Here is a 17,182-nt window from a genome sequence, read left to right on the forward strand (position 1 = left end):
AAATCTGCTGTCCTTACGGATAAAGACGATTCAAGAGACGTGGGAACGGAATCGTTTCGCGTACGTGTTCAACTCCGGAAATCCACGCCACTGTCCGTTCCAATCCTAGCCCGAAGCCGGAATGTGGAACAGCACCATATTTACTTAACTCTAAATACCATTCATAAGCGGATTCATCTAGATTATGCTCTTGGATGCGTTGTTTCATCAATTCATAATCATAAATACGTTCTGAACCGCCAATAATTTCCCCATAGCCTTCAGGAGCGATCAAATCAGCGCAAAGGACGACATCGTCGCGATCCGGGTGCGGCTGCATATAGAATGATTTAATATCTTTTGGATAATTTGTAATAAAGACAGGCATATCAAAGCTTTCGGCAATCGCAGTTTCATGCGGCGCACCGAAGTCGTCGCCCCATTCGATATCATCAAAGCCTTTTTCGTGTAGGAACTTGATTGCGTCATCATAAGTGATGCGCGGGAATGGCGCCTGGATTTTTTCAAGTTTCGAAACATCCCTGCCAAGCCGCTCGAGTTCCAATGGGCAGTTTTGCAAGACGGACTGGACAATATGCGAAACATATTGCTCTTGGATTTCCAAGCTTTCTTCGTGTTGCACGAAAGCCATTTCAGGTTCGATCATCCAGAATTCGATCAAATGGCGGCGTGTTTTCGATTTTTCCGCACGGAACGTCGGACCGAAAGAAAACACTTTTCCAAGAGCCATTGCGGCTGCTTCCAAATAGAGCTGCCCGGATTGGGATAAATAAGCGTCTTCATCGAAGTATTTCGTATGGAATAGTTCCGTAGTTCCTTCAGGCGAAGAGCCCGTCAAAATAGGAGGATCAATTTTAACAAAACCGTTCATATGGAAGAATTCATATGTGGAACGGATGATTTCATCCCGAATTTTCATGATGGCGTGCTGTTTACGAGACCGAAGCCATAAATGACGGTTATCCATCAAAAATTCAGTTCCATGCTCCTTCGGTGTGATTGGATAATCGACTGCTTCGTGAATGATTTCAATATCTTTCACTTGCAGTTCAACACCGAATGAAGAACGTTCATCTTCCGTCACTTCTGCTGTGACATAAAGCGACGATTCCTGGTGGATTGATTTTGCTTTGGCAAAAATTTCCTCGCCTACAACATCTTTGACGACAACTCCTTGGACAAACCCTGAACCATCTCGAAGTTGTAGGAAAGCGATTTTGCCGCTTGATCTTTTATTCGATAGCCATGCTCCGATCCGGACAGTTTCGCCTACGTGATCAGGCATTTCGTGAATCATGATTGTTTTCATGTAAGTACCTCCGTGACTATTATTCTTTCCAGTTTGCTTCTACATATGACCGGATGCGTCTAACCGCTTCCTCCAACAAGTCGATCGATGTCGCATATGACAATCGGATCGTTTCAGGTGAACCGAAGCCGGACCCCGGTATGACCGCCACTTTCGCTTCTGTCAAAAGCGCAGACGCGAAGTCATCCACATTTGTAAAACCGGTTTTCTCCATTGCCTCTGTTACTTCCGGCAACAAATAGAAAGCGCCTTGCGGTTTCACGACTGTAAAGCCAGGAATCGCTGCGAGCTGAGGGTAAATACGCTCGAGTCTGGACTCAAAATCCTTCCTCATGTTTTCCACGGCATCTTGAGGACCATTATACGCTTCAATCGTAGCGTATTGTGATGTCGTAGTCGGATTGGATGTGGAGTGACTCGCCAAATTCGTCATTGCGCTGACAACTTCCGCGTCACCTGCGATATATCCGATCCTCCAGCCAGTCATTGAATGGGATTTGGACACTCCGTTAATAATGAACGTCCGCTTTTTCGCATCATCAGAAAGCTGTGCAATTGAAACATGTTTCTCTCCGCCGTAAATCAGTTTTTCATAGATTTCATCCGAAATGACCCAAATATCCTTTTCTTGACAAACTTCCGCGATTTGTTGAAGTTCATCTCTAGAATAGATCATGCCTGTCGGGTTTCCTGGAGAATTGATAATGACCGCTTTCGTTTTAGACGTAATTGCATTGCGGATTTGATCAGCAGTCACCTTGAACTGTGATTCTGATGTTGCTTCAACGAATACAGGAACACCTTCAGCAAGCTTCACCTGTTCAGGATAACTTACCCAATACGGAGTCGGAATGATGACTTCATCGCCTGGGTCAAGCAAAACTTGGAACAGTGTATATAAGACATGCTTCGCACCGATGCCGATCATAATTTCCTGCCTGGAGTACTCCAATTGCTGATCCTTTTTCAATTTGGCAATAACAGCATCCTTCAAAGCGGGAAGTCCTCCGGATGGAGTGTATTTCGTCTTGCCTTCTACCATGGATTTGTAAGCCGCTTCCAAAATGTTTTCAGGCGTATTGTAATCGGGCTCACCTGCACCTAATCCGATGACGTCGATGCCCGACTCCTTCATCTCTTTCGCTTTCGCCGTAATGGCAAGGGTTGTGGATGGTGATAACGTACTCACTCTTGCTGCTAATTTCTTTGTCAACTGAATCGCTCCCTTTTGTCCCATCATCTATCGAACGGAACCTCTTCTTTTAGAGGTTTAGAATCCGTTTCCACCATTCTCCGTTCTCAAAAAAGACATACACATAATTTAATTTGCCATTGTCACCTTTAAATGCGACTTCCCATACAGGATGGCCATCTTCCAAGCCAAGGGCCACATGAAGGATCTTCTCCACTGAAAGCTCTGCTTTAACTGTCTCGATTGCAGCCTGAGCTCCAATGCCATCTTTCATTTCTACTTCATCGAGGATCTCTCCTGTTTTCCCTTCAATGAAAACCGCTTTCTCATTGCCTTCGCCATCTTTGCCAAAAACGGTCACCATCGAAACGGTCCCATTGTAAATGTCTGTGCGATCAACGGATGTCAACGCACCAGACTTCAACGCATCCGATTCCGCTTTCTGTCGGGCATCCGCAAATGGTCCATTGGCATTGTAAAAAACGATGACAGTAATGATAAGTGATAATGCTAAAAGGAAAGCTGCGATGAATTTGACCCAATTCATCATTAGTCTCACTTCCTATACACTTAACTGCAAATCGGAAATGCTTTACGCATCCCACTTACTATTGAATTCCTATTTATTATAACAATCTTCGAGCTCATTCACCATATGTTCCAATGACACTTTCTGAACCGGGACAGCAGGCAATGCATCCAAAAAACGTTTCCCATAAGATTTTGTATCGATCCGCCTATCCAATATGATGAAGAAGCCCCTGTCTCCCGACGAACGGATCAATCGTCCGAACCCTTGCCTGAACCTCAAAATGGCTTCCGGCAAGGACAAATCGGTAAAGGGATTTGATCCACTTGCGGCAAGTCTAGCAGCCCTCGCCTTGAAGACGACTTCATCAGGCGAAGAAAATGGCAGTCTGACAATGATGACCGCAGACAATGCCTCACCAGGAACATCGACGCCTTCCCAGAAGCTGTTTGTACCAAACAGTATCGACTTACCGAACTGACGGAACGATTTCAATAGTTTCATCCGGCTACCTGAGCTGACCCCTTGCGCAATAAGGGCATAGTCATTCAATAATTCACTTTCCAAAATCAACTCATACGTTTTGCGAAGCATATCTTGTGAAGTGAACAGGACGAACAGCCTGCCGCCTGTCGCAATGACGGTTTGGACTACAGCGTCCGCTACCGCTTCAATGTAGTCGGTTTGCGATACATGTTGGATGGATGGCATATCTTCGACAATGAATATCCCCGCATTGTCGTAGAAATGGGATGGGGCATCGAATGTCAAAAGAGGTATATCGTCCGCTATCCCTAGCTGCCTCGCAACAAACCGTTCATCTTTGTTGATCGTCATCGTCGCCGACGTCCAGATAATCCCGATCTTTTCATCTTTTAAGCTTGAAATGAATTCCTTCGTAATTACGGACCCTTCGACGGGGCTTTTAACGACATTCAAGCTGCCGGGCAAACTCCGTTTATCCTTTTCAATCCAAACGGTGAAATTTTCCGTTTCGTCGTCCAAGAATATTTCAACCCATTCTCCGGCTTTTATTTTTAATTCTCTCAGCCAATAATCCCATTCGGATAAAAATGCCTGTTCTTTCAGCGTCATTCTTTCTCTAAAAGGCTCCAAACGTGAGCTGACTGTTTGGATGCATTGTATATATCCATTCATTTTTTCAGCCATTTGCGAAAAAAGAAGGTCATTGCCGGCTAATTCATCGAGACCGAAAATCACCCGGTTCCCTTGCTGGCCACCACTTGCTATTGGTCGATGGTTCGACAACACTGATGCGACGCTGTCAAATACATTCGTGAATTGCTCAAAGGAGACTGTGAGCTTTCCGAACACCTGATTTCCATAATTGCAATACTTCTTATGAAGTTTCATGATCTGATGTAGAAGTTGACCATCCGCATCCGAGCCGAGCTGCCCCATGACATACTTCCAATTCATATAGGAAAGGACCGTCTCCTTGGAATTGGCAGCTGTGTGAATGAATTGATGAGCTTCGTCAATGATCAGACCAGAAAAGTTATTCAATGTCCTTTGTGCACGAGTGGAATCTGACAAAAGCATCGAATGGTTCGTAATGATGAGATTGGAGTGGCTGCAAGCGTCCATCACCCTTTGATGGTAATCCGCTATTTTTTCATCATCCTTCATTCGATTGTTCCGTTTGCGAATCCTGTCGATGAATAACTGTCCTCCGCCGGAGACATTCAGTTCATTGACATCGCCGGTTTCCGTATCGGTCAGCCAGACAAGGATCTGCATGATTGTAAACGTTTCATCATACGATTCGTCCGTAATCCTCAATAATTCCTCAAACTTGCCTAGCGAAATATACTGCTCCCTCCCTTTCAGGACGGTTGCAGTGCATTCGATGCCAAGCATTTTCCGGATACGCTCCACTTCATCCTCCAAAATCTTATCGACGAGATGATTAGTGAACGTACTGATGACGACTGGCTTTCCCGTTTGAAAGGAATGGATGGCTGCCGGCAACAAATAACCGACCGTCTTCCCTACACCTGTTGGGACTTCGGCAACTGCCTCAGAGTGTAACGACAAAGTTTCCCATACAGCATCCATGTAAGCCAATTGGGATTTCCGGTACTCGAAGGATGGATAGCCTTTCTTCAACAGGGCGATTTTTTCGTCTTCCATAACCGGATATTGACAACGTCCCGTCACGACTCCCGTTAGTTTCTTCACATTACGGTATGGAATTCCCCTGAATAAAGGAAGTTTCACACTTCCTTTCGATGTTCGGACATGCTTCAGTGCTTCATAAATAAGCGTCGAAATGTCGGAGCGCAACGAGAATGACCGTCTATGCAACAAGTTCAATGTCTCTTCCGGCAAAGTCCGAAGTTTGGACAAAGCAGTGAGCAGTAGATTCGCTGTTGCTTCTGCATCATCATCCGCTCTATGTGCAGCAGGAAGTTCTATATCCAAGTCCTCCGCCAAGTCTTGTAGACGATAGCTTGAAGAGGACGGGAACAGAATTTTGGATAACTCGACAGTATCAATCTTCTTTCCAGACCAACCGGCCACTTTGCATCGCTTAAATTCACTTTGCAAAAACGACAGGTCAAAATCAGTATTATGCGCAACAAATACAGTCCCCTGCAACATATCGGAGACTTCTTGTGCTATCTCTTCGAATGTTGGCGCGGACAGCACTTCTTCATCCGTAATTGCTGTCAATTGTTGGATGAAAACGGGTATTTCACGTTCCGGATTCACAAATCGGGCATACTTGTGCGTTATCGTTCCATTTTCAATGAAAACGATTGCGATTTGTATAATCCGATCCCCTCTTGAAGGGGAATGTCCAGTCGTCTCCAAGTCAACGACTGCATATGTACTGTTATCCATTCAATCATCAACTTCCTGTAATGAATACTACAGCAGATTGTATCATATTCCGCAGCTCGATTGCTCAATTAGGTGTCGATGATCGTAAAAAATGCTGATGAAGGAAATTTGTATTCCTCCATCAGCGTATTATCGAGTCAGGCAATGATGCCTGGCGCTTCTTTAATCACTTCTTTGATCCTATTCTTATCATCCATGAGGAGTACTGTCGGTTGATGGCCACGAGCCTCTTCTTCCGATACATAGACGTATGAAATGATGATGACAATATCGCCTTCTTGAACCAATCTCGCTGCTGCTCCATTGACACAAACGACTCCGCTGCCCCGCTCGCCTGCAATAATATACGTTTCAAAACGAGCCCCATTATTGTTATTGACAATATGGACTTTTTCATTTGGAAGCATGCCCGCCGCATCCAGCAAGTCGCTATCGATCGTAATGCTGCCTACATAATTCAAATTCGCTTCCGTCACAGTGGCGCGGTGTAATTTACTGTTCATCATCATTCTGAACATGTGTACCATCCTTTGTTGACATAATAATATTATCTATTAACCTCGTTGTGGAAAACTTTACTGCACATGCCAAAATCACTTCCCGCGTATTTTCAGTTACAGGCCCTAATTCAGGATAGGCTAGCATGTTCACATAATCGATCTTCCCTGAACTATTTGAAACTATCAACTCTGAAACTTCCTGTTCAATAACCTTCGGAGCAACCCCCTCGGCGAACATACTTGCACCGGTTTGCAACGCCCGGTATATGACAGGAGCTTCTGAACGCTCTGTTGCAGTCAAATTCACATTTCTTGAACTTTTAGCCAAACCGTCCCCTTCCCTTACAATCGGCACTCGTACGATTGCTGTCCGTAAATTGAAGTCACGGACAAACGTTTCGATAATGGCCAGTTGCTGGGCATCTTTCAAACCGAAATACGAGCGGTCCGGATCGACAATATTGAATAATTTCAAGACGACCTTGAGCACGCCATCGAAATGTCCAGGCCGAGCAGCACCACATAGTTCATCCGCCTGTCTTCCCGGCAATATGCGAATGCCGCCGTCGGCAGGATACATCTCTTCGACCGATGGGATGAACACAATATCGACACCAGCAACGCTAGCAAGTTGAATATCCCTTTCCCGATCACGTGGATAAGATTCGAAATCCTCGCCGGGTCCGAACTGCGCCGGATTAACAAAGATACTCATGACAACGATGTCATTTTGCTCCTTTGCATGCTTCACAAGGGATAAATGCCCTTCATGCAAATAGCCCATCGTAGGGACGAAGCCGACTGTCATACCCTTCCGTTCATTACGATTCAGTTTCTGTTGGAGCTCTTCAATTGTTTCGATCACTTGGATGTCTGTACTCTCAACGTACATCGTTCATTCCTCCGTATAGTGCAACCAATTCATCTTCCTTCATAGCAAAACGATGAGCTTCACTTGGAAATTCACCTGTTTTGACTGACACCGCATACTTTTTCAGACCGTTGCGGATTTCGGTTCCGATATCCGCGTACGCTTTAACGAACTTAGGAATATGGTGGTTTCCGTATTTAACCGTGTCATGGAAGACGAGCACTTGGCCGTCCGTCTCTGCCCCAGCCCCTATTCCGATTGTCGGGATGGATATCGCTTTAGAAACTTGTTCCGCCAACTGATAAGGGATGCATTCGAGTACGACCATGCATGCGCCTGCCGCTTCGCAAGCGATAGCGTCCTGGATAAGTTGTTCCGCAGCTTCCGCTGTCTTCCCTTGCACTTTGTATCCGCCTACTACAGCAGCCGACTGGGGAAGGAGTCCAAGATGGGCGGCGACCGGAATTCCTGTTTCCGTCAATAGCCGGATCGTGTCGATCACCTTCCCGCCTCCTTCCAGTTTCAGAGCGTTTGCCCCCGTCTCCTGATATATCCGAACAGCGGATTCCAGCGTCCTATCAGCAGAACCATGGTACGAGGCGAAAGGCATGTCGACAACGACGAACGTATCCTTCGCTCCCCTTCTTACCGCTTTTCCATGATGGATCATGTCATCGACGGTGACAGCGGCTGTCGAGTCATAACCTAATACGACCATGCCGAGCGAGTCTCCGACGAGAAGCACATCGACGCCTGCCTCCTCTGCCAGTTGTGCAGTTGGATGGTCATAGGCGGTCAACATGACAATCTTTTCCCCAAGGCGTTTCATCTTCGCGAAATCTGTACTGCTTTTCATCCGTATCCTCTCCTTTTTGATTATCAAAAATGGAGAAAACCGAAAATTAAAAATCCTCCGGCCGAAAAAGGGCAGAAGGATTGTGTAATTACGATTTTTGGTTTCCTCCGTCCCTGTCTTTTACAAGATCAAGGCAGAACTTATTGGGTTTTCGAGCAAGCAATGGCTTTGAAGGTGCAATTCCGATTGATACTGCCCTTCGCCATTACTATAGCAAATCAAGGAAGATTTGTATAGTTCATTCTTTTATAAATATATCCGCGGAATAAATCCCTCTCACCGAACCATCATCGAGCCGGAGCTCCAAAAGCCCTTCCTCTGATATACCTAAAGCGGTTCCTTCGATTGTTTCATTTAACATGACTGCGCGAATCCGCTTACCTGCTGTATTTGAATAGCTTTCCCATAGTAGTTTAATTGGACCAAATCCATGTTTTTCATACATACTCGTATACAACTCGATAAAACCGAGAATTTCAGCTATGAGCTTCGCGCGATCGATCTGCTTACCGCAAGCAATCTTCAATGAAGTAGCAATCTCTTGCAGTTCCTCTGGAAAATCTTCTTCATCCTGGTTGACATTCATGCCGATTCCGAGAATGATCGCCTTTATCCGATCCGGCTCGGATTGAAGTTCGGTCAATATGCCAGTCATTTTCTTACCGTGGAGCAAAATATCATTTGGCCATTTGATCGTAGCTTCTATACCAGCGACGTTTTCAATCGCCCTGACGATCGCGACTGCAGCAACGAGTGTCATTTGAGGCGCTTGCTGAGGCATTAAGGATGGCCGGACGATTAAACTCATCCAGATTCCCTTTTGAGCTGCCGAATTCCACGGACGGGACAGTCTTCCCTTTCCGGCTGTCTGCTCCTCTGAAACGATAAGCGTACCGTCGGGTGCCCCAGCTTGCGCAGCATCATGTGCAATGTTTTGGGTCGAACCGCAGCTTGCGTGATAATCGATCGTCCTGCCATAAGTCTTCGTTTGTAAATGTTTCTGGATATTGGCGGAGTTTACACGGTCCGGCGATGCGATAAGCACATAACCCTTTTTTCTAATTGAAGCGATTTCGTAGCCGTCCTCTTCAAATTCTTTTATATACTTCCAAATAGCCGTTCGTGAAAGGCCGAATTCATCGGCAAACTCCTGACCTGAAATCGGTTCTCCTTGAGCCTCAAAAAGTCTTTTTAGCAATTCATCCTTGACGTTCATATTCATTAAGAAACCATTCCTTTATCTTTTCAGCATCATTCGGGCAATGACGATGCAGCACCATATATTCAATCTTGTTCATCCATTCTCCAACCCATCTGCCGCCTCTTTGGCTTGTCCATGCCATCAAGTCCTTCCCATCGACTTTCAGATCGTCTTTGGAGCGGATCGGCAACTGTTTTTGCAGTTGAGCCATTTCCTCAAAGCAAAGTCCTAGTTCTGACGGATGACTAGCATGCCAAACTTTTTCAGCAGTAAGGAGCACTTCAAGCGTGAATCGGTAATAATCATCAATCGTGAATCGAGCGGACTGTCTTCTGTCAAACGCCATTTTTACATCCGTCAAAAAAGCCTTCTCACGGTTGGAAAGTTTATATGCCCTTGCGAGATCCGCTGGTGAATAATGACCGGCTAGCATTAATGCCGACCAACCTTGCTCCGCTGTTTCAAAAGGAGCGCAGGCGGATAGGAGTTGGACTTCATTTGGAAAAAGCGGCAAATGCTCCGATAAGCGGGTGTCTGCTATCATTGCAAGCGCCTTGCCTGGATCTGTCCCCTTCCATAGCTTATCCATCTCAGCTTTGATCCGCTCGATAGAGACATATGTGATGCTTGAAGCGTTTTCTTTAATGGCCTGTAGCGTCCGTTCCTCAATTTCAAAACCAAGAACGGAAGAGAATCGAACAGCGCGGATCATCCGCAAAGCATCCTCATGAAATCTGTCTGCTGCGTTGCCCACCGCCCGGATGTTCCGGTTTTGTAGATCCTTCGTTCCTCCGAACGGGTCGATCAATTCACCGGAAAGTGTCAGTGCTAACGCATTCATTGTAAAATCCCTGCGTTGCAGGTCATCTTTCAATGACCTGACGAATTTCACTTCATCAGGCCTCCTATGATCCGTATATGTACTTTCCGTCCGGTACGTAGTCACTTCGATAGGTTCGCCATCCATCATGACCATCACTGTGCCGTGAGCAATTCCGACATCTATCGTATGAGTGAATACACGCTTCACTTCTTCAGGCGTGGCAGACGTGGCGATATCGAAATCCGAAGCCTCTTTGCCAAGTAAATGATCTCGAACGGAACCGCCTACAAACACAGCCTCATACCCTGCTTCCTCCAATAGGCGAATGACTTTTCGACTCGGTGCTGTTCCAAATTCCAAAATCATTTTAAACCCGCCACTTTGTAGTACAAATCCTCGTATTGGAGAACGATGGAGGCTGAATTAAATTTATCGTCGACTGTCTGCAATGCATTTTGCCGGAATCTTTCATGCATGATCGGGTCTTCAAGGAGCAACTTCGCTTTCTCTGCAGCAGATTCAACGTCCCCAAGTCCGACGAGGAATCCGTTCTTTCCGTCCTCAATCACTTCGGGAATCCCACCGATTTCAGTCGCAATAGCTGGCACTCCACATGCAAACCCTTCTAACAGTACAAGACCGAATGCCTCTTTTTCCGATAATAGGAACATGATGTCGCTAATTGCTAATAGTTCCGGAAGGTCATCTCGTTTTCCTGTGAAGATGATATCCTTCTCCAGACCCTCGAGCCTTGCCTTCTCCATCATTTCAATTTTTTCAGGTCCCGTCCCTACTAACAATAATTTCGAGTCGATATCTTTCCTGATAAGTTTGAAGCTGTCAATAATGTCGGCAATCCTTTTCACGCTTCGGAAGTTTGAAATATGAATAATGACTTTTTCATCTTCACGAATCCCTAGTCTACTTTTCAAGGTACCCGGATCTACCGGCCTGTATTTCTCTTCATCGATGAAATTATAAATCGTCAGTATTTCTTTTTCAGGTTCAATTAACGAAAGCGTATCTTGTCGGAGCGATTCGGAAACGGCGGTCGTCATATCCGATTTATCGATTCCATAACGGACTGTGTTTTTTAAGGCGGGATCATGGCCAAGAATTGTCACATCGGTCCCGTGCAATGTTGTAATCACGCCAATATGAGAGTTCGCCATATCCTTGCCAAGCGCCGCAGAAATAGCGTGAGGGACTGCATAATGAACATGCAATAGATCTAGCCCTTCTTCTTCAATCACCCGAGCAATCCGATTGGCCAATGCGATATCGTACGGTGGATATTTGAAAACGGCATAACCGTCAATCTTCACTTCATGGAATTGAACATTGGGGTGGCCGTCGGGAATACGGAAAGGCCGGCTCGACGTAATAAAGTGCATTTCGTGGCCCCTTTCCGCCATTTTCAATCCAAGCTCTGTCGCGACAACCCCGGATCCCCCCACTGTTGGATAGCAAATTATACCGACTTTCAATTTTTTCATATACTGCACCTCTTCCACACAACGTTAATCGATTATATTTTCCAATCCATATACAAGGTCTTCTCGACCGATCACTTCGCGGATCGCCATCATAATGCCTGGCATAAAGCTTTTCCGGTCAAATGAATCGTGTCGTAACGTCAGCAATTCCCCTTCGCCTCCGAGAAGCACCTGCTGGTGAGCAAGCAGACCTGGCAACCGCACGCTATGAATTTTCATTCCTTCAACGTCAGCTCCCCGCGCACCATCCAAATGGACTTGCTCGTCGGGATGGCCTTGAATATGGGCAGGCCGGATTTCCTTGATCATCTCGGCCGTTTTGACAGCCGTACCGGATGGAGCATCCAGTTTCCTGTCGTGATGCATCTCAATAATTTCCACATCACCTAAATAGCGCGCTGCCTGTGCTGCAAATTTCATCATAAGAACTGCACCTATTGAGAAGTTAGGAGCAATGATTCCTCCGATACGGGTCGATCCCACCAATTCAGTGATCGTCTCCAACTCTGTCTTTGTCAGTCCGGACGTGCCGACGACAGGATGAACGCCAAGTGACAACGCAGCCTTCACATTATTGAAGACGGCATCCGGATCAGTCACATCCAAAAGAACTGCCGGCTTGTGCTCTGCACAAAGCTTGGAGAGCGATGTATAAACCGGGATTCCCTGATTGTCTTCATTTATTGCACCGTTATGTAAATGCAAACCATCGTATTTATAATCAAGCGCAGCAACGACTTCTGCGTCATTTGCTGCTTCTATCGCTTCTATCGCTGTAGACCCCATTCTTCCCCGGGCCCCTGCGATGGCTACTTTAATTTTCATCAAAATTCCTCCTTCTTCGTCCAGCGGTCTGCATCGCGATTATTAAACTTAGTCATGACGCCCATCAATGCGTCCTCCAGGCTGATTCCTTGTGAGTTTGCAAAGCAGACGAGCACGAACAGCAAATCACCTGTTTCCTCTTCCAGCGATTTGATCTCTTCGTTATCTTTTTTCTTTTTCATGCCATAGACGTGCTGCACTTCCCTCGCAAGTTCGCCAAGCTCTTCCGTTAGCCGGGCCAACATTTCCATTGGAGGGAAATAGCCTTCCTCAAAACCCGATATGTATGCATGGACTTCATCTTGCATGTTTTTCATCGTTTTAGCTTGTTCCAATTTGCTTCCGTCCCCTTCATTTGTTATCGTATTCATTCATAGGACTATTGTCAAAAACAAAAGCGGAGGGTGGCGGCTAACTACGACAGGCATAAGGCGGATCTGCGAAACGGCGATCTTTGCCGTGCAGCAGAGCTGACTTATGACCCGAGTAGTTGCCACCCGGAGTCTAGACGACACAAGGAAAGGTGGTCATCAATTGTTACGCGGAATAAAATTCAAAAATATCTTCTTTATTATCCTAGGCGCCGCCATTTTCAGTTTCGGTCTTGTACATTTTAATATTCAGCATGAACTGGCGGAAGGAGGATTTACCGGTATTACACTTATCCTCTTGTTTGCCTTCAATTGGGATCCCGCCATCATGAACCTATTGTTGAACATTCCGATGTTCATCATCGGTTGGAAACTGTTAGGAAGAAAGGTTTTCATCTACACGATTATTGGTACCGTCGCTGTATCCGTCTTCCTGAAAATATTTATGAAATACCAGTTCAACATCCACTTGGAAGGCGATATGTTCCTTGTAGCCTTGTTCGCAGGGGTTTTCATCGGTATTGGGCTCGGCATCATTTTCCGGTATGGTGGAACAACTGGCGGTGTAGATATTATCGCACGTTTGGCGCATAAGTACATAGGCTGGAGCATGGGAAAAACAATGTTTATGTTTGACGCGTTCGTTATTTTGCTATCGTGGGCGGTCTACTTGGATCATCGGTCTATGATGTATACCCTTGTCGCACTATTTGTCGGTGCTCGTGTCATCGATTTCGTTCAAGAAGGTGCTTATGCAGCAAGAGGGGCTTTCATTATATCGGAAGCCCAGGATGAAATCGCTTCTACGATTACGTTGGAAATGGATCGCGGCGTAACTGTTTTCAGGGGGTATGGTCATTTCACGAAATCGGATCGTGAAATATTATATTGCGTAGTCGGTAAAAATGAAATGATGCGTTTGAAAAATATTGTTACGTCAATTGATCCGCATGCTTTTGTGTCCGTTACGGATGTGCACGATGTGTTGGGTGAAGGATTCACACTCGATGACCAGAAACGACCTTTGGATCATTAACCAAATAACCGGATTTCCGCTTCAGGCGGACGCTTTCCGCGGGCACGGCTTCAGCCAATCGAACAGCGAAGGGTTCGATTTGTCTAATTACTGTGTTTTGTGCAGAAATTAGACAGCATGTGCTCCCAACGCTGCGCTTTTGGTCGCAAAAGCCGTTCTTCGTAACGGCTTTCGCTGCGCTCAGTCCAGGGTCTTCAGCTCGCGCTGTTCCCGCTGGAGTCGCCGCCTTCCGCTCCAATCCTAATGTGCAGTCATATCTTTCATTTATCATACAACAAAAAACGCACCATATAAAAACCCGACCTTTTGCGGTCGGGTTTTTGTTTTATTCTTTGTTTGTAAAAATTAACAAAAGTCGAGCCAGTTCCATTACGGCAACTGCTGTAGCAGCGACATATGTCATTGCGGCAGCGCTCAATACTTTCTTAGCATGGGGCTCTTCTTCATTCCGAATGATTCCTAGTTCAACAATTTGATTCATTGCACGGCTGGATGCATTGAATTCAACCGGCAGCGTTACGATTTGGAATAAAACACCCACTGCCATAAAGGCGATACCTAGTCCAAGTAGGGATTTCGCCATTGGGATTGTTAGGAGCATACCCGCAATGATGAAAATCCATGAAGCATTTGATGTAATGTTAGCTACTGGTGCCAATCGATGGCGGAAACGCAAGAACGCATATGCTTCGGCGTCTTGGATGGCGTGTCCGACTTCATGGGCTGCAATTGCTGTACCCGCAACCGAAGCTTCATGATAGTTCTGTGATGACAATGCTACCGTTTTAGTCAATGGGTTATAATGGTCACTCAAAAACCCTTTACTTTCAACGACTTTCACATCTTCCAAACCATTTCGGTCAAGGATAAGACGTGCCACTTGGGCTCCGGTCATTCCTGAAGTCGAACGGACTTTTACATATCTGTTATACGTATTTTTCACTTTGAATTGGGCATATAACGGAAGCAACATGATAATAGCCAGATAAACGATAAACGACACTTAACCTTCCCCTCCCTTTTTCTATCTACTTCTATTTTATAATGCCCCAGAACTAACCGCAACTATTTGCTATGACACTATATCTTTTCCCGTTTCTCCCTATTCATCCATAAGGCATATGCCAAAGCGATACACGCAATGGAGAGCCAGAATGTGAAATAACCAATTTGCTGCATATGTTTCATCAAATCATGATAAATCGGCATTTGTCCAAATACATAATCGATCACATCATTATGCAATGTCCATATTCCTGCAATGACGATGTGTATAAACTTAAAACGGTATAACGGACTATATAGGACTGCCTGCACCGCCATGGCGAAATGGGAGCCGATAAGCATCCAGCCTACAGGATCTAAGTAGCCATTTTCAAACATCGTAAGCAGGTTCATGACAACCGCCCATAATCCGTATTTGACAAGTGTAATGAGAGCAAGCGCTTCAATCAATTTGAAATTCCTGCCAATTAACCAACCGATGATTGCGAGCGAGAAAAACAGGCTTGCTGTTGGGCTATCAGGGACAAAGATCCAATATATCGGCTCCGTCATCTCCAATTGCCACATATACCAATCATAGCCGTATACCGTTCCGAGTATGTTGATAAATAATAATATCCATAGAAATGATTTATGAGATAATAACAACCATATATGATTGACTATAGAATTCACGGCCATCTCTCCAAAAAGAAGTATGTCATTCAGCAGATTATAAAAGCATTTATGTATAATAAGTTGTAAAAAAAAAGAGTCAGTCCCCTGACTCTTTTTTTAAAAAGAATTACTCTCTTGTTATTTTAAGCCTTCAAGGAATTCTGCTAGTTTTTGCAAGTCTTCCTCTGAACCATCCCACTGATTCGCAGGCATTGTACCGATACCGTTATGAGCGATATCTACAATTTCCTCAGCTGAAAGGCCAGTGTTTCCTAACGCTGGTCCTAAGCCGCCTTGGAAAGCATCACCATGACAACCGATACATGAAGAACCCGCATATAGCTGGTATCCTTCAGATTCTGGATCAAATTGGACTTCTTCAACAATTGCACCTTGCGCTTTCGCTTTTTCCCAGTCATGGTTCACGACGGATTCCCATGTCAAATAGAAAAGAGCTGCGAAAGAAAGAAGCATGAAAGCAGTCGGTAAAGGGCGTTTGAATGGACGACGCTCTTTTGATGTATCCATGAATGGAACAAGCATTAAAGCTCCGATAGCCAAGCCTGGCATGATAATTGCTCCGATGACGTTATATGGTCCGGATGCGAATTCATATTTCAGCAATTGGTACATGGATAGGAAATACCAGTCTGGAACCGGTATGTATGTTGTATCCGTAGGGTCTGCTTGACGTTCAAGCGGAGACGGATGGGCAACTGTCAGAATTAAATATCCGATTAGGAAGATGGCACCGATAATCCACTCTTTCAAGAGGAAGTTTGGCCAGAAAGCTTCTGTTTTACCCGGATATTCCGAGTAATCTTTAGGGACATTCGGCATCTTGCCTTCTGCTTTGATGCGCGAGTCACCGACAAATTTCATACCTTTTCCGCGTTGCATTTTGTCCCCTCCTTATTCTAATTTCAGACAATCAACATCTTTTCGGATGTAGATCTTATAGCGGACCGGAGATTCCTTGTCTTCTGATCATGATAAAGTGTGCCGCAAGCAACCCAAGCAAAGCAGCAGGTAGGAAAAATACATGAATTGCAAAGAATCGTGTCAATGTTTGAGCTCCAAGGATCGTAGAGTCGCCAGCTAGAAGGATTTTGATCTGCTCACCGATGAATGGCACCGATGCTGCAATTTCAATACCTACTTTAGTAGCGAACAACGCTTTCATATCCCAAGGCAATAAGTAACCTGTGAATCCAAGACCTAACATCGTGACGAAGATCAATACTCCGACGATCCAGTTCAATTCACGAGGCTTTTTATAAGAACCTGTAAAGAAAACACGCAATGTATGCAAGAACATCATAACGATAACAAGCGATGCTCCCCAGTGGTGCATCCCACGCACAATCTCACCGAATGCAACTTCATTTTGAAGATAGTAAACGGATTTCCATGCATTTTCAATATCCGGGGTGTAATACATTGTAAGGAACATACCTGAAAGAATCTGGATGACCGTTACGAAAAACGTTAAACCTCCGAAACAATAAATGAATGCAGAAAAATGATGTGCAGGGTTTACGTGCTCAGGTACTTCGTGGTCAGCGATATCACGCCAAATCGGGGTGATATCCAACCGTTCGTCAACCCAGTCATAAATTTTATTCAGCACTTCGGTCGTACCC

18 protein-coding genes are annotated in these 17,182 nt (G+C 45.3%); 1 reads left to right on the top strand and 17 read right to left on the bottom strand.

The features are described from left to right. Positions 1-13 precede the first annotated feature (13 nt). The 12 genes from asnS to NIT04_RS09745 form a co-directional block, all read right to left on the bottom strand. A complete protein-coding gene (gene asnS, locus NIT04_RS09690; protein WP_252503415.1) occupies positions 14-1,309 on the bottom strand; it encodes an asparagine--tRNA ligase in 1,296 nt (431 codons plus the stop codon). A 19-nt stretch (positions 1,310-1,328) separates the two neighbouring features. Then, on the bottom strand, positions 1,329-2,546 hold the full coding sequence (locus NIT04_RS09695) for a pyridoxal phosphate-dependent aminotransferase (RefSeq protein WP_252505065.1): 1,218 nt from the start codon (positions 2,544-2,546) through the stop codon (positions 1,329-1,331). Positions 2,547-2,571: 25 nt separating this feature from the next. Further along, positions 2,572-3,051, bottom strand: a complete 480-nt coding sequence (locus NIT04_RS09700; RefSeq protein ID WP_252503416.1) for a DUF5590 domain-containing protein — start codon at positions 3,049-3,051, stop codon at positions 2,572-2,574. A gap of 69 nt (positions 3,052-3,120) precedes the next feature. Then, entirely contained in the window at positions 3,121-5,898 is a 2,778-nt protein-coding gene (gene dinG, locus NIT04_RS09705) for an ATP-dependent DNA helicase DinG (protein WP_252503417.1), read from the bottom strand. A gap of 137 nt (positions 5,899-6,035) precedes the next feature. After that, positions 6,036-6,416 (bottom strand): aspartate 1-decarboxylase, encoded by a 381-nt coding sequence (panD, locus tag NIT04_RS09710; RefSeq protein WP_252503418.1) that lies wholly within the window; start codon positions 6,414-6,416, stop codon positions 6,036-6,038. After that, on the bottom strand, positions 6,391-7,290 hold the full coding sequence (gene panC, locus NIT04_RS09715) for a pantoate--beta-alanine ligase (RefSeq protein ID WP_371922532.1): 900 nt from the start codon (positions 7,288-7,290) through the stop codon (positions 6,391-6,393). The genes panD and panC overlap by 26 nt, the downstream gene beginning before the upstream one ends. After that, positions 7,280-8,125, bottom strand: coding sequence for a 3-methyl-2-oxobutanoate hydroxymethyltransferase (gene panB, locus NIT04_RS09720; RefSeq protein WP_252503419.1), 846 nt, complete (start codon positions 8,123-8,125; stop codon positions 7,280-7,282). Before panB ends, panC begins: the two co-directional genes overlap by 11 nt. 238 nt (positions 8,126-8,363) lie before the next feature. Further along, entirely contained in the window at positions 8,364-9,347 is a 984-nt protein-coding gene (locus NIT04_RS09725) for a biotin--[acetyl-CoA-carboxylase] ligase (RefSeq protein WP_252503420.1), read from the bottom strand. Beyond that, on the bottom strand, positions 9,325-10,515 hold the full coding sequence (locus tag NIT04_RS09730) for a CCA tRNA nucleotidyltransferase (RefSeq protein WP_252503421.1): 1,191 nt from the start codon (positions 10,513-10,515) through the stop codon (positions 9,325-9,327). The genes NIT04_RS09725 and NIT04_RS09730 overlap by 23 nt, the downstream gene beginning before the upstream one ends. Beyond that, positions 10,512-11,645, bottom strand: a complete 1,134-nt coding sequence (bshA, locus tag NIT04_RS09735; RefSeq protein ID WP_252503422.1) for an N-acetyl-alpha-D-glucosaminyl L-malate synthase BshA — start codon at positions 11,643-11,645, stop codon at positions 10,512-10,514. Before bshA ends, NIT04_RS09730 begins: the two co-directional genes overlap by 4 nt. Before the next feature lie 24 nt (positions 11,646-11,669). After that, positions 11,670-12,470: a 4-hydroxy-tetrahydrodipicolinate reductase gene (dapB, locus tag NIT04_RS09740; RefSeq protein WP_252503423.1), complete on the bottom strand. Its 801-nt coding sequence runs from the start codon at positions 12,468-12,470 to the stop codon at positions 11,670-11,672. Beyond that, the gene (locus NIT04_RS09745; RefSeq protein WP_252503424.1) at positions 12,470-12,841 is read right to left on the bottom strand and encodes a nucleotide pyrophosphohydrolase; all 372 of its coding nucleotides are present in this window, start codon (positions 12,839-12,841) and stop codon (positions 12,470-12,472) included. Before NIT04_RS09745 ends, dapB begins: the two co-directional genes overlap by 1 nt. Positions 12,842-13,004: 163 nt before the next feature. Here NIT04_RS09745 and NIT04_RS09750 point away from each other — a divergent pair, with 163 nt between their 5' ends. After that, a complete protein-coding gene (locus tag NIT04_RS09750; RefSeq protein ID WP_252503425.1) occupies positions 13,005-13,877 on the top strand; it encodes a YitT family protein in 873 nt (290 codons plus the stop codon). Here NIT04_RS09750 and NIT04_RS09755 read toward each other — a convergent pair. The 5 genes from NIT04_RS09755 to qcrB all read right to left on the bottom strand — a co-directional run bounded on the left by NIT04_RS09755 (position 13,840) and on the right by qcrB (position 17,169). Then, positions 13,840-14,148, bottom strand: a complete 309-nt coding sequence (locus NIT04_RS09755) for a hypothetical protein (RefSeq protein WP_252503426.1) — start codon at positions 14,146-14,148, stop codon at positions 13,840-13,842. The two genes, NIT04_RS09750 and NIT04_RS09755, sit on opposite strands and share 38 nt — an antisense overlap. A gap of 54 nt (positions 14,149-14,202) precedes the next feature. Then, positions 14,203-14,880 carry a zinc metallopeptidase gene (locus NIT04_RS09760; protein ID WP_256470598.1) on the bottom strand — a complete coding sequence of 226 codons (678 nt, stop codon included), beginning with the start codon at positions 14,878-14,880 and terminating at the stop codon, positions 14,203-14,205. A gap of 77 nt (positions 14,881-14,957) precedes the next feature. Next, positions 14,958-15,557, bottom strand: a complete 600-nt coding sequence (locus NIT04_RS09765) for a DUF1405 domain-containing protein (RefSeq protein ID WP_252503427.1) — start codon at positions 15,555-15,557, stop codon at positions 14,958-14,960. 120 nt (positions 15,558-15,677) lie between these two features. Further along, positions 15,678-16,439, bottom strand: a complete 762-nt coding sequence (locus tag NIT04_RS09770) for a menaquinol-cytochrome c reductase cytochrome b/c subunit (protein ID WP_252503428.1) — start codon at positions 16,437-16,439, stop codon at positions 15,678-15,680. Positions 16,440-16,494: 55 nt separating this feature from the next. After that, positions 16,495-17,169 carry a menaquinol-cytochrome c reductase cytochrome b subunit gene (gene qcrB / locus NIT04_RS09775; protein ID WP_060208191.1) on the bottom strand — a complete coding sequence of 225 codons (675 nt, stop codon included), beginning with the start codon at positions 17,167-17,169 and terminating at the stop codon, positions 16,495-16,497. Positions 17,170-17,182 lie beyond the last annotated feature (13 nt).

Source organism: Sporosarcina sp. Marseille-Q4943, from assembly GCF_943736995.1.
In the GTDB taxonomy this organism is placed as follows: Bacteria; Bacillota; Bacilli; order Bacillales_A; family Planococcaceae; genus Sporosarcina.